General features: G+C 37.0%; 25 protein-coding genes. 5 read left to right on the forward strand and 20 right to left on the reverse strand.

The genetic code is table 11. The features are described from left to right. Nucleotides 1–142: 142 nt before the first annotated feature. From fmt to HCU67_RS08920, 3 genes are read right to left on the reverse strand one after another with little or no spacing between them, the layout of a single operon-like run. On the reverse strand, nt 143–1105 hold the full coding sequence (gene fmt, locus HCU67_RS08910) for a methionyl-tRNA formyltransferase (protein ID WP_168552282.1): 963 nt from the start codon (nt 1103–1105) through the stop codon (nt 143–145). Further along, nucleotides 1092–2987, reverse strand: a complete 1896-nt coding sequence (locus HCU67_RS08915; protein WP_168552283.1) for a RecQ family ATP-dependent DNA helicase — start codon at nt 2985–2987, stop codon at nt 1092–1094. The genes fmt and HCU67_RS08915 overlap by 14 nt, the downstream gene beginning before the upstream one ends. Continuing rightward, on the reverse strand, nt 2987–3550 hold the full coding sequence (locus HCU67_RS08920) for an AAA family ATPase (RefSeq protein ID WP_168552284.1): 564 nt from the start codon (nt 3548–3550) through the stop codon (nt 2987–2989). Before HCU67_RS08920 ends, HCU67_RS08915 begins: the two co-directional genes overlap by 1 nt. A gap of 87 nt (nt 3551–3637) precedes the next feature. Between HCU67_RS08920 and HCU67_RS08925 the strand changes: the two genes are divergently transcribed. The 3 genes from HCU67_RS08925 (at nt 3638) to murA (ending at nt 5964) form a co-directional block, all read left to right on the forward strand. Then, nucleotides 3638–3925 (forward strand): DUF493 family protein, encoded by a 288-nt coding sequence (locus HCU67_RS08925; protein WP_168552285.1) that lies wholly within the window; start codon nt 3638–3640, stop codon nt 3923–3925. 67 nt (nt 3926–3992) lie between these two features. After that, nucleotides 3993–4640 (forward strand): DUF4290 domain-containing protein, encoded by a 648-nt coding sequence (locus HCU67_RS08930; protein ID WP_168552286.1) that lies wholly within the window; start codon nt 3993–3995, stop codon nt 4638–4640. 16 nt (nt 4641–4656) lie between these two features. Further along, nucleotides 4657–5964, forward strand: coding sequence for a UDP-N-acetylglucosamine 1-carboxyvinyltransferase (gene murA / locus HCU67_RS08935; protein WP_168552287.1), 1308 nt, complete (start codon nt 4657–4659; stop codon nt 5962–5964). On the opposite strand, the gene HCU67_RS08940 is transcribed toward murA, so the two are convergent. The 9 genes from HCU67_RS08940 to HCU67_RS08980 form a co-directional block, all read right to left on the reverse strand. Then, complete coding sequence (locus HCU67_RS08940; RefSeq protein ID WP_168552288.1) at nt 5961–6389, reverse strand: BLUF domain-containing protein; 429 nt, start codon at nt 6387–6389, stop codon at nt 5961–5963. The two genes, murA and HCU67_RS08940, sit on opposite strands and share 4 nt — an antisense overlap. A 165-nt stretch (nt 6390–6554) precedes the next feature. Beyond that, a complete protein-coding gene (locus HCU67_RS08945; RefSeq protein WP_168552289.1) occupies nt 6555–6989 on the reverse strand; it encodes a hypothetical protein in 435 nt (144 codons plus the stop codon). Next, entirely contained in the window at nt 6986–7984 is a 999-nt protein-coding gene (locus tag HCU67_RS08950) for a pirin family protein (protein ID WP_168552290.1), read from the reverse strand. Before HCU67_RS08950 ends, HCU67_RS08945 begins: the two co-directional genes overlap by 4 nt. Continuing rightward, nucleotides 7981–8412: a hypothetical protein gene (locus HCU67_RS08955; RefSeq protein ID WP_168552291.1), complete on the reverse strand. Its 432-nt coding sequence runs from the start codon at nt 8410–8412 to the stop codon at nt 7981–7983. Before HCU67_RS08955 ends, HCU67_RS08950 begins: the two co-directional genes overlap by 4 nt. Before the next feature lie 76 nt (nt 8413–8488). After that, nucleotides 8489–8656: a Lacal_2735 family protein gene (locus tag HCU67_RS08960; RefSeq protein WP_168552292.1), complete on the reverse strand. Its 168-nt coding sequence runs from the start codon at nt 8654–8656 to the stop codon at nt 8489–8491. A 17-nt stretch (nt 8657–8673) separates the two neighbouring features. Further along, nucleotides 8674–10101 carry an amidohydrolase gene (locus tag HCU67_RS08965; RefSeq protein ID WP_168552293.1) on the reverse strand — a complete coding sequence of 476 codons (1428 nt, stop codon included), beginning with the start codon at nt 10099–10101 and terminating at the stop codon, nt 8674–8676. Nucleotides 10102–10145: 44 nt separating this feature from the next. After that, nucleotides 10146–11450 carry a cryptochrome/photolyase family protein gene (locus tag HCU67_RS08970; RefSeq protein WP_168552294.1) on the reverse strand — a complete coding sequence of 435 codons (1305 nt, stop codon included), beginning with the start codon at nt 11448–11450 and terminating at the stop codon, nt 10146–10148. Continuing rightward, nucleotides 11450–12142, reverse strand: a complete 693-nt coding sequence (locus tag HCU67_RS08975; RefSeq protein WP_168552295.1) for an SDR family NAD(P)-dependent oxidoreductase — start codon at nt 12140–12142, stop codon at nt 11450–11452. The genes HCU67_RS08970 and HCU67_RS08975 overlap by 1 nt, the downstream gene beginning before the upstream one ends. 3 nt (nt 12143–12145) lie before the next feature. After that, nucleotides 12146–12637: an SRPBCC family protein gene (locus tag HCU67_RS08980; RefSeq protein WP_168552296.1), complete on the reverse strand. Its 492-nt coding sequence runs from the start codon at nt 12635–12637 to the stop codon at nt 12146–12148. 177 nt (nt 12638–12814) lie between these two features. Here HCU67_RS08980 and HCU67_RS08985 point away from each other — a divergent pair, with 177 nt between their 5' ends. Together HCU67_RS08985 and HCU67_RS08990 are read left to right on the forward strand one after the other, a co-directional pair. Next, nucleotides 12815–13957: a T9SS type A sorting domain-containing protein gene (locus tag HCU67_RS08985; protein WP_168552297.1), complete on the forward strand. Its 1143-nt coding sequence runs from the start codon at nt 12815–12817 to the stop codon at nt 13955–13957. Nucleotides 13958–14042: 85 nt separating this feature from the next. Beyond that, entirely contained in the window at nt 14043–14888 is an 846-nt protein-coding gene (locus HCU67_RS08990) for a DUF2911 domain-containing protein (RefSeq protein ID WP_168552298.1), read from the forward strand. A 68-nt stretch (nt 14889–14956) separates the two neighbouring features. On the opposite strand, the gene HCU67_RS08995 is transcribed toward HCU67_RS08990, so the two are convergent. The 8 genes from HCU67_RS08995 to HCU67_RS09030 form a co-directional block, all read right to left on the reverse strand. Further along, nucleotides 14957–16663, reverse strand: a complete 1707-nt coding sequence (locus HCU67_RS08995) for a sodium:solute symporter family protein (protein WP_168552299.1) — start codon at nt 16661–16663, stop codon at nt 14957–14959. 97 nt (nt 16664–16760) lie between these two features. Then, a complete protein-coding gene (locus HCU67_RS09000) occupies nt 16761–19301 on the reverse strand; it encodes a PIG-L family deacetylase (protein ID WP_168552300.1) in 2541 nt (846 codons plus the stop codon). A 75-nt stretch (nt 19302–19376) separates the two neighbouring features. Next, a complete protein-coding gene (locus tag HCU67_RS09005) occupies nt 19377–19919 on the reverse strand; it encodes a mechanosensitive ion channel domain-containing protein (RefSeq protein WP_168552301.1) in 543 nt (180 codons plus the stop codon). 7 nt (nt 19920–19926) lie between these two features. Further along, the gene (locus HCU67_RS09010; protein WP_168552302.1) at nt 19927–20886 is read right to left on the reverse strand and encodes a septum formation inhibitor Maf; all 960 of its coding nucleotides are present in this window, start codon (nt 20884–20886) and stop codon (nt 19927–19929) included. Between the two features lie 75 nt (nt 20887–20961). Then, a complete protein-coding gene (locus HCU67_RS09015) occupies nt 20962–21798 on the reverse strand; it encodes a DUF4349 domain-containing protein (RefSeq protein ID WP_168552303.1) in 837 nt (278 codons plus the stop codon). An 86-nt stretch (nt 21799–21884) separates the two neighbouring features. After that, entirely contained in the window at nt 21885–22478 is a 594-nt protein-coding gene (locus HCU67_RS09020; protein ID WP_168552304.1) for a Maf family nucleotide pyrophosphatase, read from the reverse strand. Continuing rightward, nucleotides 22471–22998: a KdsC family phosphatase gene (locus HCU67_RS09025; protein WP_168552305.1), complete on the reverse strand. Its 528-nt coding sequence runs from the start codon at nt 22996–22998 to the stop codon at nt 22471–22473. Before HCU67_RS09025 ends, HCU67_RS09020 begins: the two co-directional genes overlap by 8 nt. After that, nucleotides 22982–23731 carry a Rossmann-like and DUF2520 domain-containing protein gene (locus HCU67_RS09030; protein ID WP_168552306.1) on the reverse strand — a complete coding sequence of 250 codons (750 nt, stop codon included), beginning with the start codon at nt 23729–23731 and terminating at the stop codon, nt 22982–22984. The genes HCU67_RS09025 and HCU67_RS09030 overlap by 17 nt, the downstream gene beginning before the upstream one ends. Between the last annotated feature and the right edge of the window lies 1 nt (nt 23732).

The following is a 23732-nucleotide window of genomic DNA, read 5'->3' on the forward strand; positions in this document are numbered from 1 at the left end:
ACTTTAATGCGGAACAAATTTATACGTTAAAGCTAACGACACAAGTAAAACTCCGGTAAATACTTGTTTTTGTTAATAACTTAGGGGGTTTGTTGATAAAAGTGAATGTTTTTAACGCTTGAAAGCCCCGTTAATAAAGGGACTACCGAAGAAAAGCGTTTTCACCTATATTAGTTCCGTTAAGAAAATCAGCTATTTTCATTTTCTTTTTACCAGCCATTTGCATTTCAATTATGCTGATAAATCCTTGTTCCACCGCTACTAAGAATTCTTTCTTTGTAGTTATTATTTTACCATATTCATAAACATGCTCTTCGATAATCATGTTGGCTCTATAAATTTTTAATGATATTTCCTTTTGACCATTGATTAGAGTTGTCCATGCGGCAGGATAGGGGCTTAACCCACGAATATGATTATATATTTGATTGATTGAATCCCCCCAATTAATCTTGCAGATATCTTTATTTAGTTTGGAAGCTGATTTCAAGTCTTCCTTTTCAACCTGTTTTGTTACGGTTACCTTATCCTCTTCTATGAGTTTTACGGTATCTAAAATTGCCTTCGCCCCAAGAATCATTAGTTTGTCATGTAGTTTTCCCGCGTTCTCATTAGGTTCTATTTCTACTTTTTCTTGTAAAATCATTTGACCCGTATCAATTTTTTCATCAATTAAAAAGGTAGTTACCCCAGTTTCAACTTCTCCATTTATTATAGCCCAATTAATTGGAGCGGCCCCTCTGTATTCAGGCAACAAAGAGGCATGGAGATTAAATGTGCCATATGTGGGCATTTGCCAAACTACTTTTGGTAGCATTCTAAATGCAACCACGATTTGTAAATTGGCATTAAGGGATTCCAGTTCTTCTATGAATTTTTCGTCTTTAAGATTAGTGGGCTGGAGAATTTTTAGGCCTTTATCCAAAGCGAACTTTTTAACTTCTGATTCCCGAAGTTTTTGCCCTCTACCAGCTGGTTTATCGGGCGCAGTAATTACTGCGACTATCGTATATCCTTCTTGTAATAAAAGACTTAATCCGGCAACAGCAAAAGCCGGTGTTCCCATAAAGACTATTCTTAATTCTCTTTTTTTAGACTTTAGCATACCTATTTATTGCATCTATTTTAATTCGACCATCATCTAACAGCTCTTTTAAAGCGGTCAATAACTCCATTTTATCGTACGGAAGGATTCTAGTTAATTCCCTTGAACTAAGATTTCTTGATTTTAATTCATTAAGTAGCTCAAATTTTATATCATCCCGATTGAAACTAGATGAATTGTTCTTTTTACATATATCACAAATACCACAGTTTTCGGCTTGGGTTTCGTCAAAGTAATTCAATAAGAACTTACTTCTGCATTTTTTTAAATTGTCAATGTAGCGAATTACGGTATTGAAATTCTGTCTTTTAATCTTATTCCTATGCGCTAATTTTTTTGCCACTGGATTTATAGATAATTCATCTTCTCTTTGTACCAAAAAAGTTAGTTCCAAGTCTTCGTCAGCAACATTAAATTCTAGAAAATTCTTCTTTTCAAGATGTTTTATTTCTTCTTTGATTTTTTTTGTTTGCAGCCCGGTTTTTTTTGATATCAGATTTAAATCAATCCTTGTTTCAAAATCAAATACACCTCCGTAAGTTCTTAGAATAGTTTGAACTAGTTTCTTAGATTGGGCATTCTTGACATAATAATCTAGTAATTCTCCTTTATTAGCGGTAAATAGAATAGTGGTTTTTTCTCTGAATCGCTGTGAAAATGATAGTATACCATTGACATCCAATATTCTCAACACCTCGAATGTTTTGTTTTTTTTGAAGCCATATTTCTCACAGAAATCTCTAAAATTTAAATTGAAAGTCTCATTAAATCCTTCACCATATGCAATCTGAAAATGTGAATTCAGTTTTTTATAGACTTTTTTTACAAATTCTATTGTCGGAAGCGTATTGATAAATTGATTCTCGGCATTGATTTTGTCCGCTTTGTTCGTAATTAGAATTGCATTCGCCAAATGACCATCACGTCCTGCACGCCCTGCCTCTTGAAAGTAGTTTTCAATATTCTCGGGTAATTGGTAGTGAATAACGGTTCTTACATTTGATTTGTCTATACCCATGCCAAAGGCATTGGTCGAAACCATTATCTTGAACTTCTCTAAAGTCCAATTAGTTAATTTTTCTTTTTTTTCATCTTGAGATAAGCCTCCGTGATAATAATCTGCACCAAAACCATTCGCTTTTAGATATTTGACCAAGGACACAGTTGTTCTTCTGTTTCTTACATAAACAATTGCACTACCTTCGTCAGTACTCAGCCTATTCTTCAATGCGAAATATTTGTCTTCGGTATTGTCTATTTGATAGGAAATATTTTTTCTATTAAATGAATCTTTAAAAAAGGTCACTTCATCTAAAAGTAATGTCGACAAAATATCATTAACCACTTTTTTGGTAGCTGTTGCCGTCAATGAAATAAAGGGAGTATTAGGGGCAACATTTTTTAAACTGACGCACTTTAGATATGCAGGTCTAAAATCATGTCCCCATTGCGATATGCAATGAACTTCATCAATTGCAATTAGATTCACGTTCATTTCACGTATGCGTTCCAATACCATTTCTTGTTGTAATCTTTCAGGAGATAAGTATAAGAACTTGTAATTTCCATAAACGCAGTTATCAAGAAGCTCAATAACTTCTTGATGGTTAATTCCACCAATTAAGGCAAGCGCTTTTATCCCCTTGCTCTTCAATGCATTGACTTGGTCCTGAATAAGGGCTATCAATGGAGATACCACGATACAAATGCCCTCATTAATTAGTGCTGGAATTTGAAAACAAATTGATTTACCACCACCCGTGGGCATTAGGGCAAGAACATTTTTTCGATTTAAGACTGTATTTATTATTGCCTCTTGAGAGCCTCGAAATTCATTGATTCCCCAATATTTTTCAGCTATTTCAATTGGTTTTTTATGCATTAAGAGATGTCAGTATTATCTAGTACGTAAGCAACGCGTTCTTCAATACTACCTTTTGGAACCATATCAACTTTGTATCCAAAACGTTTATAGGTATTCATTAAATTTTCGTGAAGAGCTTTAGCCTCTTCAAATGTTTCTAATCTTTCATTGTCTCGAACATATATTTCCTTCCAAGGGGGAAGTATAAATACTTTGTCATACCTATGTACTTTGCAAATCTCAATAAAGCTGTCATCATAATTTTGGTCGAAATAATCCATGTAGGCCAATACATCTGGAGTACCCCTATCAAAGAAACATATTTCTTCTTCCAAGTTTTTAGATTCGAGTAAATGTCGAAGTCTTCCTTCCAACAAAAAGGAATTAAATTTTAGTGGATCATCAACAAAAACAAGGGGATTAGAAACTTGTTCTTTTTCAGTACCTGCTTCTAGCGCAGCGGCGGTCATCGTTCTTATTATTTCATGAAAACATTTGTAACCACGTTCTTCCAATGTATTTACCAATACGGTTTTACCTGTTCCAGGAGCGCCTGTTACCACTACTTTTTTTGAAGCCAAAAGATTATTATTTGTGTAGACAAAGTAATGAATATACTAAATGGAAAAAAATAGCCTAGCAACATCTATCTTTGTCAAAAAAATGGTATGGATCCAAAAGACCCAGATGAATTTTATGCAAGATTGAGAGATCAATTACTTGAAGACACCAAATGGCCTTCAGATTATCTCTACAAATTCATCATACCAACAGACGACGAAAAGAGCGCGCAAATCAATAAAATATTTGATAATACTGGTGCTGTAATTCAATCTAAGAAATCTAAAAATGGAAAATACACAAGTATTTCGGTAAATGTGAGAATGAATGGTCCCGAAGATGTTATTGCGAAATACAAAGAAGTCTCTAAAGTAGAAGGTGTAATTTCACTTTAGACAACTGGTATATTTTTATTATTTTGCAGCCTTAAGAATACTTTCCTTTTAATTTAATTTCCACAATTTGGTATCAATTGATGATTTAGAATACAATACAGAGCGGCCACATTTGCATATACCCGAATATGGCAGACATTTTCAAAAAATGGTCGACCATGCTGTCTCAATAGAAGATAGGGAAGAAAGAAATAAAGTAGCCCAAGCTATAATCAGTGTTATGGGCAATTTACAACCTCACTTGCGTGATGTTCCTGATTTCCAGCATAAACTTTGGGATCAGCTATTTATAATGTCCGACTTTAAACTTGAGGTCGATTCACCATTTCCTATTACAGCGAAGGAGGTATTGCAGCAACGTCCTGAACCATTGGAATATCCTCAGAATCATCCAAAATATAGGTTTTACGGTAACAATATCAAACGTATGATTGATGTTGCTGTAAATTGGGAAAAAGGAGACTTACGTGATGGGTTGGAATATGCCATTGCGAATCACATGAAAAAATGCTATCTAAATTGGAACAAGGATTCGGTAGAAGACACTGTAATTTTTGACCACTTAAAAGAATTAAGCAATGGCGCAATTGATTTGGCTCCAGATGGGGAAAATCTCACAGAAAGCAATCAATTTTTAAAGAACAGATCCAATAAAGGAAATAGAAGTGGTGGAAGAAAGAACCAACGAAACCACAGAAATAAAAAGCGTCATTAAATAGACTTCAACCTAGATGGGAACATTTCGAATTGAAGGGGGCCACAAATTAGCGGGTGAAATCACACCTCAAGGCGCCAAAAACGAAGCATTGCAAATTCTATGTGCAGTGCTGCTCACTCCCGAAAAAGTAACAATCAATAATATACCTGATATTATTGATGTCAATAAGTTAATTGCCCTACTTGAAGACTTAGGTGTTAAAATTCAGAAAAAAGGTAAAGGTTCTTACACCTTCAAAGCAGATGATGTTAATCTAGAATATCTTCAATCAGCTCAATTCAAACAAGATGGCCGAGGTCTTAGGGGTTCTATTATGTTGGTTGGACCCTTACTAGGAAGATTCGGCACAGGGTATATACCCAAACCTGGAGGAGATAAAATCGGAAGAAGAAGATTAGATACCCATTTCGAAGGCTTTATTAAGCTGGGAGCAAAATTCAGATACAACAAAGAGGAGTATTTCTACGGAGTAGAAGCGGATAAATTGGTAGGCACTTATATGTTACTGGATGAGGCTTCGGTTACAGGAACCGCCAATATCGTAATGGCAGCTGTACTGGCAGAGGGCACCACTACCATTTACAATGCCGCTTGCGAACCTTATTTGCAACAGCTTTGCAAAATGCTTGTTCGTATGGGTGCAAAAATCTCTGGTATTGGTTCAAACCTTCTAACTATTGAAGGTGTAGAAAGATTAGGAGGAACAGAGCATACTATGCTTCCAGACATGATTGAGATAGGAAGTTGGGTTGGTTTGGCGGCCATGACCAGGAGCGAATTAACCATTAAAAATGTCAGTTGGGATAATTTGGGACAAATACCAAATGCTTTTAAAAAGCTTGGGATTCAGATGCACCTTAAAGGAGATGACATTTATATTCCTCCGCATACCGATGGTTACGAAATACAAAATTATATAGATGGTTCAATTTTGACGATTGCCGATGCGCCATGGCCAGGTTTGACACCAGACTTATTAAGTATTTTATTGGTTGTGGGTACCCAGGCACGTGGTGAATTGATTATCCATCAAAAAATGTTTGAAAGCCGATTGTTTTTTGTAGATAAACTGTTGGACATGGGGGCCAAAATAATTCTTTGTGATCCACACAGAGCTACCGTTATTGGTCATGACTTTAAATCTACTTTAAAAGCTACTACGATGACTTCACCTGATATAAGGGCTGGTGTTTCGTTATTGATAGCAGCATTGTCTGCAAAAGGAACCTCAACCATTCATAATATTGAACAGATTGATAGGGGTTACGAGAATATTGATGAGCGATTACGCAATATAGGAGCAAATATTGTCAGGGTCTAATTCGCAGAATACAATATTTCATTAACACTTTTAAAAAACTCAAGTGCCATGAGGCTTGGTTTTTCGAAAACATTGGATTTTTGAAATATCAAATCAATCTTCCTGGATTTCTGATCGGCAGAACTACCATTTAGTCCAAAATCGTGAAATGCCATACTCCAATCCACAAACAATGGGCGTTCCAATATTCGTTCGTTGATAGTAACAATGTGTGAATGACGCGAATCGTTTAAAATTTTTTGATAAAGTTTGGTAACCTGATTTTGATCTCCTTCCAATAATTGGAGGAATTGGTTATTGTGGTATAACAAACAACCAGTAATACCTAGGTCCTCATTGTTTGTGCGAGCCGCACTTAGCATTTGATAGATATCGGATTTCCCAAACTCCGGTTTCGCAAGGGAGCGATAAATAATGGAATACATTTAAAATTAAGTTAGGTTGCTTCCCAAAGATACTTATTTTGTTTAACTTTTTTTTTCAATATTTTTAGGTAAATCCATGATTCATTATTAGAAACCTCAATATTAAATAGGGTTTTAGGTTGTTTTTTTATTGAATTAGAGCGTTAAACAAAATAGGGCCTTGTTTCACCTTAAATTGCTATATTTTGCTTTAAAGTAAAGCACATTGAGAAGAAAAAGCACAGACCAAGCAACTGTTCTATACCAATTTTGTGCTACCAAGTTTTTCAAAGTTGTTTCTTGAATAATACCCATACTAATTTCATTGTGCATGGGTACGAAAACTAAAAACGTTAATAACCAAACCATTACAACACCACAAGCACTCAAAATTGTATAAACGTTTCTAACTTTTATGATTTGAATAGACACAACACTCAATTGACCCAACATTAATGGTATTACTACAGTTGAAATTGCATTAGTGTAAATTGGATGCCAATGCCCCAATTTTTCAAATGAATAGAATTGAAAACCGGGATAAATTATTAGTTGAACCAACCAAATAAGAACGACTAGCCCAAAATCAAACAATAGTCGTGCAATAAGTAGTTTATTCACTTTTCAACTAGATTTCCGTTGGGGTATAAGGCAAATCGTCCTTTTTCCTTTTCGTGCACATTGTCATGATATCGCCAAGGCCATCCTCCAAACTGAGTCATTCGGTATTCTTCAAATGCTTTTTGCAATTCGTCTTGACTATTCATTACAAATGGTCCTTGTTGGGCTACAGGCTCTCCTATAGGTACTCCTTGGAGCAGAAGAAAAGAGGCATTTTTGGAGCCAATTTTTAAATGGGTTGAAAAGGTTGAATCTAAATCGACTCCATTTTGGGCATTTATGGTATTTCCATCAATATTAATTTCAGAACCTTCATAAAAATAGAGGCTTCTATTCACTAAAGATTCTGTGGAAGGTATTTCGAATTCGGTATTTGCTTTAATTTTCAAGGTCCATATCGACACAAGGTTTTCTTCCTCGGCCGCCCATGAATTCGGGGCAGGTGGTACTGCCTTTTGATTGTTATATGTCCCGGCTATTAGTTGAATTCGGGCATTCTTGGTCTTGATAATCGGAATGTCTTCGTGCCACAGCATTTTAAAGTGTGGCTCGGTAAACTTATCTTTTTGAGGTAGGTTCAACCAAATTTGAAAGAGTTCTAGGGTATTTTCTTTATTCTCATTCAATAAGGGAAACATTTCTGAGTGCTGCACGCCTCTACCGGCCGTCATCCATTGCACATCTCCTTGACCAAAACGCCCGGCAGCTCCTAGGGAATCTGAGTGATCACAAAATCCTTTATTAACAATCGTAATCGTTTCAAAGCCACGGTGAGGGTGTGCTGGAAATCCTGGGATTGTTTGGCCATGGTACATTCGCCAACCATCTTTTGTAATAAAATCGTTACCGAGTGCCCTTCCTTTCAGCAATTCAGGGTCAGGACCCATTTCACTTGTGCCTTTTGGGTAGTGGTCCAGATGATAAACACAAAAGAGGAAAGGGTCTTGTGTTTCCCATGGAAAACCTAATGGAAAAATTCGTAGAATAGGATTCATTTTTGTTCCGAATTAAATTGAGTTTCTAGATAGACCTGTTCCCACACCCCTTGAATGTAATTGCCTACTTTAAAATTGTAGGTATTGTCATTCACATATTCCCAGTAATCCGAAACCAGTGTATCTCCATACACATATTCGTAACGAAGGTTTTTGTCCTCAACAAAGATTTTCCCCTTCGTTAATCCCCCGAAAACATCGAATTCCCAGAATTCAACAAATCCTATTTCAGAATTCCATTTGCGAATGCCATGATTTCTATTTCCAAATTTAGTTTGCTCTTGGTCTGTAAAACCCTTAGATTCTACAATGACCAAGGTGCTATCGAGGCTATAACTAAAAGTGCTTACTTGTTTAAAAAGAGAACCATCACCCCATTTGCCTTCAGCACTCCAAGTTTTGCCGATAAAGTTTTCAAAAATGTCCAAAGGCTTTTGAGAGTAGCAAAATGTAAACTCCAAACCAAATAACACGAGAAATAAAAGGCTGTTTTTTCTAATAAAACTAGTTTGCAAGGGATTCAATTTTCTTTTGAATTTTGTCAGCCTCAGCATATTTTTCATCGCTGGCTGAGCGATTAATTTTTGAGAGATCAAAAGCTTCTTTCATTAATTTTTGATATTGTTCTTGTAACTTTTCTATCTCTGTTTTCTTTTTAAATAATCCGAACATAGCAATTTTTATTTCTATTAATTACCACCAATGGGTGGAGGTCCATCTATCATGGCCTCATATTTCTGATCACCTTTACGGGTTTTGAATTCTTCTTTAACTTTTTCCACAAGTTTTTGGTCTTCAAATAAATCAACCATGGTCATGGCCATAGCCTTAGAGGCATAAATCATTCCTTTATGGCCAACGCTCATCCCACCGCAGGCTACAACTGCCCATGAATGCCAAGGTGTGTCCTTCGGTGCTGTGGTAACACTTAAATTGATATTGGGTACATTCCAGCTTACATCGGCTACATCTGTGGAACCCCCGCCGGGGTTTTCTTCAGTTTCTTTTAGAGGTTTTATTGTGCTATCAAAACCCACCTCTGGCTTGGAAGTAGCTTTTTGAATGCCTTTACCAAAAACGATTTCTTCTTCAGTATAGGTTATAGGTCCTAACAGTTCTAAGTTATTTTGCATTATCTCGCCTCCAGCCCGATTAACCAACATTTCATAGATACCTGAGACTAAAGAAATTTTATAATCAACATTGGCCATAATAGCAGCACCCTCAGCCATCTTTTTTACATGTTCATAGGTAGGCATCATTACCTTTCTTTTGGGATCCCTAACCCTGACCCAAAGTTTTGAATAATCCGGAACTACATTTACAACTTGACCACCGTCTTGAATGTGGTAATGAATTCTTGAGGTAGGGCGAATATGTTCTCTATAATAATTAATTCCAGTAGTGTAAAGTTCAAGTGCATCTGAGGCACTACGACCATTCCATGGATCCCCAGAAGCATGCGCAGCTTGCCCATAGAATTCAACGATAAAATCAATTAAAGATAGTGTGCTCTGAACATCAGCCTCAATATTAGCGCCAGGGTGCCAGCTGACATTAACATCAACATCATCCCATAAACCGGCCTCGACCATCCAGACCTTGGCAAAATATTTTTCTTCAGCTGGAGTTCCCAAGAACTTTACCGTACCCTTTAAATTACCGGCCTCTATTTGTTCTTTAATTGCTATTGCGGCTCCTAAACTTGCTGCTCCGAACATATTATGACCACAGCCATGTCCTGGCGCACCTTCTACCATCGGGTTTTTAGTTGGCATGGTTTTTTGGGATAATCCAGGTAGCGCATCGAATTCACCTAGAATGCTTATCACTGGTTTTCCTGAACCGTAGGTTGCTGTAAAAGCAGTTGGTATTTCAGCTACGCCTCGAGTTACATTAAGACCGTTGCGTTCGGCATAACTTGCCAAAACCTCGGCTGACTTCGATTCTTCAAATGCAATCTCTGCATATTCCCAAATAGAATCACTGAGTTTAATTAGATTCTCCTTGTGTTTTTCAATGGCATTTACAACGGCCTTCTTATTCTTACCCATTTTTTGGGCTCCTAGGTTGAAACAAAGAAGACAAAAAAACGTTGGCAGTAGTAATTTTTTCATTTTTGAAAGTTTTTATGGTCTTTTCTAAAAGTACCAAAAAAGTATTAACCCACTGCTTCTTTGTAAGTCTTGAGGCAACGTTCCCTTGCCATTTTGTGGTCAACCATTTTTGCTGGATATGTAAGCTCTTGAAGTTCAGGTACCCATTTGTCTATATACCCCCTGTTTTTATCAAACTTATCCACTTGGGTCATAGGGTTGAAAATTCTAAAATAAGGTGCTGCATCAACACCACTTCCAGCAGCCCATTGCCAGTTGCCAACATTACTGCTCATTTCATAATCCAAGAGTTTTTCGGCAAAATATGCTTCTCCCCATCGCCAGTCTATCAATAAGTGCTTGCAGAGAAAACTGGCTACCAACATACGTACGCGATTATGCATGTAACCAGTATTATTAAGTTCACGCATACCAGCATCTACAAGAGCATAACCTGTTTGACCATTTTTCCACTTTTCGAATTCCTCTTCGTTATTCCGCCATTCGATTCGGTCATATTTTGGCTTAAAGGCATTATTAGCAGTATGGGGAAAGTGCCAAAGAATTTGCATGAAAAACTCCCTCCAAATTAATTCATTCCAGAAAACCTCGTTTTCTTCAGCTATTGCCTTTTTGACCATTTTACGAATGGAAACAGTACCGAATCGTAAGTGTGGACCTAAACGAGATGTACCATTTTCAATGGCCGGATAATTTCGGGTTCCTTCGTAATTTTCAATTAGGTTTTTGGTAACTACATAATCTGGCACTTCAATTTCAGAAAGTTCAAAACCAATATCTGATAAGGTTAAATTGGGCAGTTTATCGTTTGCCCATAAATTTTTCATGTAAAGTTCGTATTCGACCAAATCTGTGACAGTGTTGAATGCCTCCTTCCATTTTCGCATATATGGAGTGTACACGACATAAGGTTCACCGTTACCCTTTAAAATATCCCCCTTTTCAAATATAACTTGGTCTTTGAAGGTTTTTAATGATAAACCTTTGGATTCGAGTAATGCATTTACTTCTTTATCTCTTTTTAATGCATATGGTTCGTAATCATGGTTGGTGAAGACGGTTACAACCTCGAACTCATCCAGCAGTGCTTTGAAAACCTCAACAGGCTTTCCGAAATAACAGGCCACAGAACTGCCATGTTTCGATTGTAACTCTTGACGAAGTTGCTGTAAATGTTTGTAAATAAAAGAGACGCGTGCATCCTTTCTAGGTAGTTTGTCAAGTATTTCAGAATCAAAAATAAAAATGGGCATGACAGGATTCTCACCCTTTAAAGCATGATGAAGACCTACATTGTCGTCAAGGCGCAAGTCTCGTCTAAACCAAAAAATATTGATTTTGTTTGCCATTAATTAATATTCAATGTAGACATTCCACCATCGACCCCGATTATTTGCCCTGTTATCCATGTGCTTTCATCACCCAGTAAAAAAACAGCTAAGTTTGCTATGTCATCCGGTTTGCCGAATCTTTTTAAAGGATGGCGTTGAGCCATCAATTCACGTTTCTTATCGTTGCTCAAAAGTCTTCCAGCCAATGGGGTGTCCACCAGTGATGGTGCAATGCAATTCACTCGAATTTTTGGAGCATACTCGGCGGCCATTGATTTTGTAAAGCCTTCAATTGCTCCCTTTGCTGCGGCTACACTACTATGAAATGGCATTCCAGTCTGAACCGCCACAGTACTGAAAAATACCATTGAAGAGCCTTCCACAAGTCTTGTTATTACACCTTTTAAAACTGAGACCATTGAGAAGAAATTCAATTCCATATCTTCTTTAAAAGTATCTGTGGTCAACATCTTAAAGGGCTTTAAATTTATACTGCCTGGACAGTATACAAAACCATGGAGCACATCAGGGAGTTCAGTTTCATCTATACTGTCGGAAGTAGCATCGAAACTAATATAGTTGACATCAAGATTTCCTAATTTTTCATTCGTTCGTGAAGCAACATAAACTGTGTGATTTTCATGGAGGTTTTTGGCAATTTCAAAACCGATACCATGGGATCCACCAATTAATAAGATATTTTTTGACATGATTTAATTTAATTCCAGTTCATTTTCGAAACCTTCTAAACTGCCGAACAGTTCGTGCAGTTGGGTTTCTCGATATTTAAATATTTTTTTCAATTGTTTTTTGACTAAAAGAGGTTGGGCAATTTGCCCAATTAGACCAAATGGAATCTTGTAGTCGATGATATCCTCCATCAAAACACCACCCTCAATTTCACTTAAAAAGTGTTTGTGATGCCATAATGCGTAGGGGCCAAATCGCTGTTCGTCAACAAAGTAATCCCCTTTTTTGACATGTGTAATTTCGGTAACCCATTTAGTAGCATAACCAGGAAAAGGTTTTACAACATATTGGATTATTTGTCCTTCATACATTGGTCTGTCTGCACCTGAAATGATATGGAAGCCCATATGCTCTGGTGTAATTTTCTTGAGGTTTTTCGGGTCTGACAAGAATTTCCAGGCCTCTTCTTTTTTAATAGGGAGTGCCTGTTTAGCATGTAGTTGGTATAGTTTCATACTAAGTTTTTACAAAGGTAATTGAGTTATTGTTCATCAAAAAATAAAAATAGTTAAACAAAATAAAATGTGTGTTTACTAATGAACATTTGTTACAATGTTTATTGAACGGTTTTATCAGAGTTTTGCCCCAAATATTTAAGAATTCGAATGTGGTAAGTATAACTTTGTATGTAGATGTTTGACAGGGCAATTGTTATTTTATCCGTCTGTTTATTTATCCATAATTATGGGGTGGGTCAAAATGATATCCAATCATTAGGGCTATTGCCATCTTCCATTGATGAAACTTCCGGTTTGATTTTAATCGGTGATAATCTGGTTACTCACAACGATTCTGGTAACCGACCAGAACTTTATGTTCTAGACACGACCAATCTGACCATTGTTAGAACCGTTGAAATCAACAACGTTCCGAATCTAGATTGGGAAGATTTAGCTCAGGATAATGATTTTATTTACATCGGAGATTTTGGAAACAATTCAGGGGACCGGCAAGATTTGGCGGTTTTAAAGATTTCAAAAAGCGACTTTTTAAATAACGGTTCAGTAAACGCGGAACGCATCAATTTCGCTTATGAAGACCAAACGGATTTTATGACTTCGGAGCAAACAGACTGGGACGCTGAAGCATTGTTTGTTCTAAATAATAGTTTGATTATTCTGACCAAGCAATGGGTCAGTAATGGAACAGTAGCCTATCGTTTACCCAAAGAACCTGGTGACCATACTGCAGAACGCCTTGATGAGTATCAGGTAAATGGGTTGGTTACCGGCGCAGACTATAGTTTGAGCACAAACTCGTTATACCTTTCAGGTTACTCTAATTTTTTGACACCATTTTTTGCTGTAGTAGAAAATGTTGATGAGTCTTTGATTTTTCAAGGGACAAAAAACAAAACAAATCTAGAGATTGGTTTTGCCCAAATTGAAAGTATCACAAGGACTTTAGACGGTACTTTTTATTGTACATCCGAGGAATTTAATTCTAGCAATCCTCCTATAACCTCGGCATCAAGATTGTTTCGTTTTCATGAAAATTCTGAGAATGAAGAAACCATGGAACCACAAGAACCCAATAATGAAGAATTGGTACTATTTAAACCATATGGGTCCAATCAATTAAATTTCAATTTAAACACAGACCAACCCATTTTTGGAGTTGGTATTTTTGATGTGAACGGTAAACGTGTATGGTTCAGCCCACCCGAATTTGCACCAACGAATTCTATCGATATTTCAGGATTATCACCATCAATTTATTTTCTTGGATTTAAATTACGAGATGGTTTTTTATCAAAAGCATTTATCAAGGAATAGCACCTTTTTTATTTAAGCCTTTGTTAACAAAACTGGCCTAAGTCAATCTGTACATTTGTGTGTCTAAACAATTAAAAACACTTAAATGAAAACACTAAGACTTTTTGTTGCTGCCCTTTTTTGTGCTTCAGTAGGTTTTGCTCAATTGCAAACACCAGCACCAAGCCCTGCAGCGACCTTAACTCAAGTAGTGGGCCTTACTGATGTAGCCATTGATTATTCAAGACCTGCAATGCGCGGTCGAACTATCTTCGGAGATTTGGTTCCATATGGTACACTTTGGAGAACAGGAGCCAATGCCAGAACGAAAGTTACTTTCGGGGATGATGTAAAAGTAGGCGGTACTGATTTAAAGGCTGGTACTTACGCAATATTCTCTATTCCTCAACAGAACGAATGGGAAGTAATTTTTTACACTGAATACCAAGGTGGTGGAGCACCAGCAGAATTGGATGAAAGTAAAGTGGCTGCAAGGGTAAAAGCTTCGGTCTTTCCTATTGCAATGGATATTCAATCATTTACCATTACTGTCGATGATATCACAACGAATTCTGCAGTTATCGGTATAATGTGGGAGAAGACTTATGTTGCAGTTCCTTTTGAAGTACCAACCGACGCCAAAGTAAGTGATGCTATTGATAAGGTTATGAGTGGTCCTGGAGCTGGTGATTATTACCAAGCTGCCGTCTACTATTTAAGTGAAGGTAAGGATATAGGAAAAGCCAAGGAATGGATGGATAAAGCTATGTCTATGGTAGAAACGCCACGATTCTGGCAATTACGTCAACAGTCGCTAATTTATGCTGCTGCTGGTGATAAGAAAGGCGCCATTGAATTGGCCAAGAAATCTTTAATGGGTGCGGAAGAAGCTGGTAATGCTGACTACATCAAAATGAATAAAGACTCATTAATGGAGTGGGGAGCAAAATAAGTCCCTAAATACGATTTATTAGACCCCAGCCAAATGGCTGGGGTTTTTTATTGTTTCGAATTCTATAATCAGTCAACTGGTTGTGGCCCTTTTACCGACCTATCAAAACCTTCAATAAGTACAGCAAATAAGATTACAACTGCGCAACCAAAAGCATTGAGCCATAGGTAAGACATCCAATCTTGCCAATAACCTATTATGACTAGAATTTGAGTCAATATTGCGGCTATAAAAACAGCGTTACCCTTTACAAATTTGAAGAAAAAGGCCAGTAAGAAAATACCAAGGACATTACCATAAAAAATTGAACCAATAATATTCACAAGTTGAATTAGGTTGTCAAAAAGATTAGCAACACATGCAATGAGTATTGCAATTATACCCCAAAGAAGGGTGAATGCTTTTCCTGCGTTAACAAAATGCTTTTGAGTTTTCTCTTCCTTGAGATTTCGCTTATATAAATCCAAGGCGGTGATCGTACCTAGCGCATTCAATTCTGATGCTGTGGAAGACATTGCTGCAGATAAAATAACCGCTAACAACAAACCAATCAGGCCTTTTGGAAGATTATTCAAAATAAAATGAATAAAGACGTAGTCTTTATCGTTGGTTTCAATTACAGGGTCGGCTTTTTCAATCAACACTCGAGCCGCTTCGCGATTTGACAATTCTTGTTCATTAAGATTTACCATTTCACTACGAGCTTGTAAAATAGCATTGTAATCTTTTTGATTGAGGGCTGAAGAGAAATCGTTCTTTATCAATCTTTTCTCTTTCAGCAATGCTTCATGTTGACTTTCCAATGCAGCATAGTCAGCTTTAAACTTAGAGGATTCTATGGCCTCCTTGGCTGCCGGGTTAAAATTTAATGGCGAAGAATTGTATTGGTAAAATACAAATACCATAACTCCCACAAGCAGAATAAAAAACTGCAAAGGAATTTTCAATAGTCCATTGAATACCAAGCCCAATTGACTCTCTCGAATTGATTTGCCTGAAAGATAACGTTGCACCTGACTTTGGTCTGTACCAAAATAGGAAAGTGCTAGAAAGAAACCTCCAGTTATACCACTCCAAAAAGTGTAACGGTTTTGAGTGTCAAGCTCAAAATTTAATATGTTGAGTTTGTCATTGGCCCCTGCAATTTTTAGTGCCTCTGAAAAAGATATATCTTGAGGAAGACTTCCTAAAATAAAAAAGAAGGTGAAAAACATTCCCAAAAGAATGACGAACATTTGTTGCTTTTGGGTAACGCTTACCGCTTTCGTTCCTCCAGAAACTGTGTAAATAATGACCAATATTCCAATAATAATATTGAGTGTACGCAAATCCCAACCTAGTACTGCAGAAAGAATTATGGAAGGTGCAAATATGGTTATACCAGCGGCAAGGCCTCTTTGGATCAAAAAAAGTATGGCGGTTAATGTTCGCGTTTTTAAATCGAATCTTTTTTCGAGTAATTCGTAGGCTGTAAAAACTTTAAGTTTTTTATAAATAGGTATAAATACAACACAAATAACAATCATTGCAAGGGGCAAACCAAAGTAAAATTGAACGAATCCCATTCCGTCATGGTAGGCTTGCCCTGGTGTGGAAAGAAAGGTAATAGCACTGGCCTGGGTGGCCATGACCGAAAGTCCAATTGTCCACCATTTTGCGCTTTTACCCCCAAGAACATAATCATCAACACTTTGGCTTCCACGAGTTTTCAAAACCCCGTAGATAACAATTGAGAGTAAGGTAACTTGAAGTACAATCCAGTCAATTAGCTCCATCTAGCTGTTTCCTTTCATTATTAAGTAGAAAACCACAATGTAAATGGCATTTAAGACCAATACTAAAGTGTATTCACGTTTCCACACGTAGGTAGGCTTATCGCTCTCCTTTGGCATTGTTATTGTCTTGTTGGGTTGGATTGTTAAGGGATATCATATTTGCAAAGAGCTTATAGGCTCCAGGAACCCCTGCAGGAAGTTCTCTAAAAAAACTTAGACCTGTATATATGTAATTTCCCTTGCCGTAAGGGGCTACTAATAGACTTCCTTTCTTGGCACTTTCTCCTTTGTCATACATTGATAGAATAGGTGTGAATTCATCACTCCATTCATTTGGAAAATAAAGGCCTCGTTCTTGTACCCATCCTTCAAAATCCTTACCACTTATTTTATTTGGAACATTTACCAAATCGTGGTTTTTGGCAATTATTTCTACAGGTGAAAACTCATCGGTAACCCGGTCGCGAGAAATTGTCAAAGGATATGGAGCAATATTATCGAATTGTGCTCCCCATCTTCTAGCGGTGTTATATTGTACAATGAGGTTTCCACCATTTCTGACATAATCGAGTAGCAATCCTTGCTTGAACTTAAGGGCATCTACAGTGTTATAAGCGCGAATACCCATTACGATTCCATCATATTTGGCTAGGTCGTTTGGTTGAATTTCATCTACGTTTAATGTCTCTACTTGATAACCAATTTGTTCCAAACTTTCTGGCACCTTATCACCTGCACCTTGAATATAGCCAATAAGGTTACCGCTTTTAGCAATATCCAATCGAACTATTTTCGCCTCTGCCGGAAGTAATACGGATTGTTTTGGAATATGATCGTAGGCTATCTCTAATAAAGTTTTGTTTTCAATTTTACCATTGACAGAAACAGAAGCCGAAAGGACACCTTCACTTTCATTGGCTGGAGGTGTAACCGTGAAGAATACAGTTTTACTTTCTCCTTTTTTTGAAAATTCAATTGCCTTGCTCTTAGGGGAAATAGACCAACCAGATGGTACTTGCAGTGATACCTGACCTGAGATACTATCAACACCAGCGGTAACCTTTAGAGGAATTTGTTTTGAATCTCCATCAGCGAAAATTAAAACATCATCTTCAAATCCAATTGTAATTTCAGGAAGGACTACAAAAGGCTCAAAAAGTTCTCCTTTATCGGGCTTTGAATATTTTCTAACTACGGGCTCAGTAAATGGTATTTCAGTTCCGTTGAAGTCCAGAACAAACGTTGCTTCAAAAGAAGCTGGATTCTCTGGAAGACCAATTAAATCTGTCTCGGTAACCGTATAAACTCCCAACTCTCCTTTTTCTTTTAACCAATATGGAGAGGAATACGATTTATTCTGAGGAATGGATAGAACCATTTCAAAAGTTTCCTTTTTGTTATTTATAAGTGCCCTATTCGGAGTTAAAGAAGCGGCTCCGTTTCCTATAGTTATATTTTTAAGTGTAATTGGTAGATTACTTCTATTTATGGCTTCAACCATGATGCTTACGCTTGCTCCAGGAGTAGTGGAAGCAACATCAGGGTTAGCTTCTAAATAAAGCCCTGCTGCTGCTATAATAATTTCTCTTAGATGATTTGATTTCAAGTTTTTCCAATGTTCATCATTCACCTTCTGTAGCATGTCGTATGCTTTAACGAGGTCTGTTAGATGTTCTGAAGGGTTTGTAAAATTGAAATTTTCTTCAACAGCGTCCAAGATTTCGCCAATAGCATCACCGCCATTGATTCTTGACCAAGAAGTGTTAATGCCATCAAATAAATTACGTTTGTCTTTTAAGGGGTCTCCTTTTAAAAACTCAACATATTCACCTGTAGATCCGCGTGAAGTCAATTGACCAAATCCTTGACATTTATGTTGACTTCTAGCCATCGCCGCAATCTCATTGTTTGAAAGCCCAAGTTCAGGATAGTAGACTCCTATATCTACTGAAGCTAAGTTGGATTTATCAGCTTTTTCAAAGTTCTCTCTGCTCCCATAAAACCACCAAGAAGTATTGAAAAATAAGCGTTTTGGCTGCCATGTATCCAAAGTTGACAATTGTTCGGAGTATGAATTTGGGTCATTGGTCAAATCAAAGGCCTCAAAACTCAGCATAGCAGAAGTGGTATGGTGGCCGTGGGTCGTTCCAGGACTACGATGATCAAAACGATTTATGATGATGTCTGGTTTTAAGTCACGAATTACTCTAACGACGTCACCCAAAACTTTTTCTTTATCCCAAATTGCCAAAGTTTCATCAGGGTGCTTCGAGTATCCAAAATCAACAGCACGTGTGAAGCGTTGTTCACCCCCATCAATACTTCGAGCTTGCAATAATTCTTGTGTTCTAAGTACACCTAACATTTCTTTGAGCTCAGGGCCAATAAGGTTTTGACCACCATCACCACGGGTAATGGATAAGTAGATCGTTCTTGCCTTTACATTGTTGTCCAAATAAGAAATGATCCTTTGGTTTTCATCATCTGGATGAGCCGCAACATACAATGCAGTACCCAGAAAATTCAGTTTTTGAATTTCATGGTGCAATTCTGATGGGGTATAGTTTTTTGGATTTTGTGCTTGTACCGTTAGGAAGTAAAATAGCGCGAATAAGAGGACCGCGTTGAACTTAGGCATAGTTGGTCTTATTAGAGCTCCAAATATAGAAAGATTGGGTAGTGGCGAAGTTTGCTTTAGATATTCTTTAACACGCTAAAGATGAGGTTCTAAATCTTTATCCGTGGCAACCTGCCTTTGAATTAGAACTACCCCTTTTTGTAGTAAAAGGTTATTGGGATAGGTCAGCAACTCACCATCATCTTTTAGCAGGTTGACATTAAATGCCTTAATATCCAATATGATGGCTTCGTCAGGAAAGTCTTTATCCTGAATTCTAATCCTGTCGCCAATTTTATAAGGGAAATAAAAAAACAAGATAATTCCAGCGGTTAAATTGCTTAAAACCGACCATGTTGCGAAAAGAGCAACTCCAAGTACTGCAAAAACAGATGAAAGTAGAATACCAATATCTTTAATATTCACCCCCCATATTAATACTAGGACTAAAAGCAAAATAAATGCAAGAGTCACTGTGATGTATGAAATAATCAAACGAGCACGAATACGGTTGATATCGTTTAACTTGCTGATTCTTCTAACCGCCTTGCTAATGATAAATCGGAGAACGAAAAAAACTACTAGGGAAACTAATGTCCCAAACAGTTCTGTTTGATATTGCAAAACAATGTTTTTCACAGTTTTTCTATAGTGCTAAACTATCGCGTAATGCAACAAATTTATTGGAATTTTGCCTCCAATAGGGCGTTTTCAATGTTTTAAGTTTTGTTCCTTTCGACACAAGGGTTTTCGCCGAAGGACCGTACCCGCTTTTAAATTCTTCTGTCCACCCTTCAATTTGATAGGGAAAGGAAGAGGAGAACGTAATGCTCAACTTTCTTTGGGTATTGTTATATGCAATAGTATAGGTGCTGGTATCACCTTCCTTTTTTAAAGAGGCTTCGGCCTTAAATGCTTGTACTGGCACGTGCTTGGTTCTGAAATATTCCAAAGAAGGAATGATTTCGAGTTCTCCTAGGGGTAATCCTTCTGGGTTTATTCGGATTTTGTTCCAAATCTCATTTTCAAGAATGGCCTTATTTAGTGCTAATTCTTGGTCGGCCTCTCCCTCAAAATAAGAATGAGACATAAACTCAAAGGTTTCACGATTATTCAGTTGGGCATAAACATGACCACACCATTCTTGCATTGAAAAAGTTGTTTTTATAGCGTGTTGATTATCGTAAACAGGATAGAAAGTGCTGCTCATTACCGAGTACGGGTAGATTCCCGTTAGGTATTTTTTAGTAGCATTCAATTTCAGCACTGGTATATTTGAGGGATTACTTTGGTCTGCTTTTACTTGAATTTCTGGTAAAAAAGGCTCCGTTACATAAATTAGAACTGATTTGCCTTCCCGTAATTCACCATAACGGGCTTGTTCCAATTTATAAGACGTTATTTCCGCATCGCCTGCATACCAATATTCCTTAAATTCTTTGGACAGTTCTTTTTTTGGCAATTCCTTCTCTAGGGGCGAATTGTCTTTTTCTGTGTTAAGTGCGAGTTCTTTATTCGGGACAGTTCTTTCTTTACAACCTTCAAAACCTACAACAACTAAGGCAAAAAGAATTATCAAAAGTTCAAATCGAATCCATCGTTTCATAACGGTTAATTTTTTTCAAATTTAGAAAACAGGGGCTGTTAAGCGTGTATTATTAACGTTTTGATAGAATTTGGTTTAAGATTTATTGCCACCACGTAGTTTTGATTTTATCCATTTCCAACGCCAGATTAGAACGATAGTAATGAGTAATAATGGCCAAATATTAATAAGGATAAGAACAAGGGTCGTAATTATTTTCCAGCCGTTTTTTAGTGCCTGTAATGACTTATCCCCAAATGATTTTTCATATGCCTCAGGCTCATTTGAAAATGAAACCGTTTCATAGAGCCTCACACTTATGGTGCTGAATTTGATTTTGTCTTTTAAATATCGAAGCCGCCCTTCTTTAGCCTCAATTTCTTCGGTAATCTTGCGAATGGCCTCTTCAGCTTCCAAAACCTCTGAAATTTTACCGGTCTTGTTCTTAAGAATTTCGATATATCGGTCTCTAACTTCTTTTTTTGTGTTCAAGCGGCTTTGAACATCGATATATTCTTCGGTTACGTCGTTTGAAGTGACAGACACACTTTTAATATATTCTGCTTCATCCTTTAAGGATTCAATTACCTTATTGAAGTTTTTACTATCAACACGTATGGTGATGGTATTTGAAATTTCATAGTTGGTATTGTTCAAATTCATTCCAGAGACAAAACCACCAAATTCCTCACAAATTTGATTGACTTTAGTAGTTGATTCTTGTACATCGTTCACCTTGAGTTCTACATTTCCGTTCCAAATGAGTTTTCGGTTTTGTGCTTCATTAACTGTTTTGGTTGTCGATTCCAATTCTGAAGTATTGTCGTAGACTTCTGCTGTAGCTGTTTCATAATTTGCAACATCAGCGTTACTACCTCCGCCGCCACAAGTTGCTACTAAAACGGTTAAAAAAGAGAAAAAGAATACCTTCATAATATTGAATTTAATTTCAAGTTAAGGGCATTTTTAAACCACTTTGTAGCGAGTTAACAAAAAACAAAGAATACTTTATGAAAGTTTTAAAGTTCAAGTAAGGTGTTGTACACCGAGTGTGTAGGTAAGCCCACAACGTTATTGTAAGAACCTTTTATTTCTTCAATTGCCACGGATCCAAGCCATTCTTGAATACCATAGGCACCCGCTTTATCAAATGGCCTATGGTTTTCAATATAATAGTTGATTTCCGTATCCGTTAAAGATTTGAATTTGACTTCAGTAATTGAGTTGACCACCTTTTGCACCATTGTGGTTGTAAAACAAACCGAGGTAATTACGTGATGCCAATCACCCGATAATTTTCGTAGCATTTCAAAGGCCTCTTGGTGATCTTTAGCTTTAGCCAAAGACTCATTATTATGCCAGACTACAGTGTCAGATGTGATTAAAATTTCTTCAGAAGCTATGGCTCTATCAAAGGCCGAAGCCTTTAGAATTGCTAGATAATCGGAAATTTCGGCCCCTTTTAGATTCTTGGGATATGTTTCATCAACTGATTTGAGTCGTATCTCAAATTCGATTCCCAATTCCTCAAAGAATTTTTTTCTTCTTGGTGAACTAGATGCAAGAATTACTTTTTTCCCTTTGAGATGATTGGCCAGTGGGTTTTTAGTCATTCTGTGCACTAAAATTGGAATTCCAGTCACCGCGAACTTTTAGGACCTGTTCAATGATATCACGAACGCATCCGTCTCCACCATTTTTATGTGATACATAATCACTAATCACTTTAACTTCGGGTATTGCGTTTTGTGGACAGGTTGCCAGTTTGACCATTTTCATGGGCGGAATATCTGGCATATCATCACCCATGTAAACCACATTATCTGGATTAATATCATAGATGTCAAGGTATTCATCTAGCTGTTCAACTTTGTGGTGGGCACCCATATAAATATCAGTAACCCCTAGTCCTTTAAGTCGTTCACGTACCCCTTCGTTAGTACCACCCGTTATAATGCAGACATTATAACCTCTATCAACTGCTGTTTTTAAAGCATAACCATCCTTTACGCTCATTTTTCTGAGCAATTCACCTTTCTCACTGATTAGCAGAGTACCATCAGTAAATACGCCATCAACATCAAAGACAAAAGTTGTTATGTCAGACAAATATTCTTTATAGTTTTTCTTCATGTGATTTTCTAATGGATTTGCTTAGCATTTGATAGATTTTCTTGTGCATTGGGTCTTGTAGACCCTCCAAATGTGCCTGCATTGTTTGAATATCATTTCTTTTAGCCGGACCTGTCTGTGCATCAATTGGGTTTAGATGTTCAATTTTATTGATAGTCTCAATTATTAAAGGCTTCAATAAATCAAAATCAACATTTTCTTGTTCACAAATTTCCATAGCAATCTGGAATATGTGGTTACTAAAATTATTTGCGAAAACTGCCGCCAAATGTAGTTTTTTTCGTTGTTCCGTGTTGATTCTGTACACTGATTTTGAAATTGAATTGGCTAATTCTTCAAGTATACCGTAATCTTCTTTATTCGTGGCTTCCAGACATATGGGGATTGTTGAAAAATTCAAGTCTCTTCCGAAAGTAAAGGTTTGTAAAGGATAAAAAACTGCTTTTCGTTCACTCGATAATTGAGAAATAGGAACACTACCAGAAGTGTGGGCCAATAATCCTTTAACATGTGAAAATTGTCTTGAAACCTCTTTAATAGCATCATCACTAACCGCAAGCAAATATAAATCTGCAGCAACAAGTTCATCGATTGAAGAAGTTGTTGAGGTGGATTCTGAAAATTCCCTTAAGGCTTGTTCGTTTCGCCCAAAAACCTGAATAATATTTTCTTTTAAGGCTCTGAATAAATGATGGGCAACATTCCCGGTCCCAATGAGAACTACTGTAGGCATG

This window comes from Croceivirga thetidis (assembly GCF_012272815.1).
Lineage (GTDB): Bacteria > Bacteroidota > Bacteroidia > Flavobacteriales > Flavobacteriaceae > Croceivirga > Croceivirga thetidis.

Excerpts from the sequence above, each read along its gene's own strand:
- murA (WP_168552287.1), top strand. The coding sequence starts at position 4,657 with ATGGGAACATTTCGAATTGAAGGGGGCCACAAATTAGCGGGTGAAATC.
- HCU67_RS08960 (WP_168552292.1), bottom strand. The coding sequence starts at position 8,656 with ATGTTCGGATTATTTAAAAAGAAAACAGAGATAGAAAAGTTACAAGAA.
- HCU67_RS08925 (WP_168552285.1), top strand. The coding sequence starts at position 3,638 with ATGGATCCAAAAGACCCAGATGAATTTTATGCAAGATTGAGAGATCAA.
- HCU67_RS08950 (WP_168552290.1), bottom strand. The coding sequence starts at position 7,984 with ATGAATCCTATTCTACGAATTTTTCCATTAGGTTTTCCATGGGAAACA.
- HCU67_RS08970 (WP_168552294.1), bottom strand. The coding sequence starts at position 11,450 with ATGGCAAACAAAATCAATATTTTTTGGTTTAGACGAGACTTGCGCCTT.
- HCU67_RS09030 (WP_168552306.1), bottom strand. The coding sequence starts at position 23,731 with ATGCCTACAGTAGTTCTCATTGGGACCGGGAATGTTGCCCATCATTTA.
- HCU67_RS08980 (WP_168552296.1), bottom strand. The coding sequence starts at position 12,637 with ATGAAACTATACCAACTACATGCTAAACAGGCACTCCCTATTAAAAAA.
- HCU67_RS08990 (WP_168552298.1), top strand. The coding sequence starts at position 14,043 with ATGAAAACACTAAGACTTTTTGTTGCTGCCCTTTTTTGTGCTTCAGTA.
- HCU67_RS08915 (WP_168552283.1), bottom strand. The coding sequence starts at position 2,987 with ATGCATAAAAAACCAATTGAAATAGCTGAAAAATATTGGGGAATCAAT.
- HCU67_RS09010 (WP_168552302.1), bottom strand. The coding sequence starts at position 20,886 with ATGAAACGATGGATTCGATTTGAACTTTTGATAATTCTTTTTGCCTTA.
- HCU67_RS08940 (WP_168552288.1), bottom strand. The coding sequence starts at position 6,389 with ATGTATTCCATTATTTATCGCTCCCTTGCGAAACCGGAGTTTGGGAAA.
- HCU67_RS08975 (WP_168552295.1), bottom strand. The coding sequence starts at position 12,142 with ATGTCAAAAAATATCTTATTAATTGGTGGATCCCATGGTATCGGTTTT.
- HCU67_RS08985 (WP_168552297.1), top strand. The coding sequence starts at position 12,815 with ATGTTTGACAGGGCAATTGTTATTTTATCCGTCTGTTTATTTATCCAT.
- HCU67_RS08965 (WP_168552293.1), bottom strand. The coding sequence starts at position 10,101 with ATGAAAAAATTACTACTGCCAACGTTTTTTTGTCTTCTTTGTTTCAAC.
- HCU67_RS09020 (WP_168552304.1), bottom strand. The coding sequence starts at position 22,478 with ATGACTAAAAACCCACTGGCCAATCATCTCAAAGGGAAAAAAGTAATT.
- HCU67_RS08995 (WP_168552299.1), bottom strand. The coding sequence starts at position 16,663 with ATGGAGCTAATTGACTGGATTGTACTTCAAGTTACCTTACTCTCAATT.
- HCU67_RS09025 (WP_168552305.1), bottom strand. The coding sequence starts at position 22,998 with ATGAAGAAAAACTATAAAGAATATTTGTCTGACATAACAACTTTTGTC.
- HCU67_RS09000 (WP_168552300.1), bottom strand. The coding sequence starts at position 19,301 with ATGCCTAAGTTCAACGCGGTCCTCTTATTCGCGCTATTTTACTTCCTA.
- fmt (WP_168552282.1), bottom strand. The coding sequence starts at position 1,105 with ATGCTAAAGTCTAAAAAAAGAGAATTAAGAATAGTCTTTATGGGAACA.
- HCU67_RS09015 (WP_168552303.1), bottom strand. The coding sequence starts at position 21,798 with ATGAAGGTATTCTTTTTCTCTTTTTTAACCGTTTTAGTAGCAACTTGT.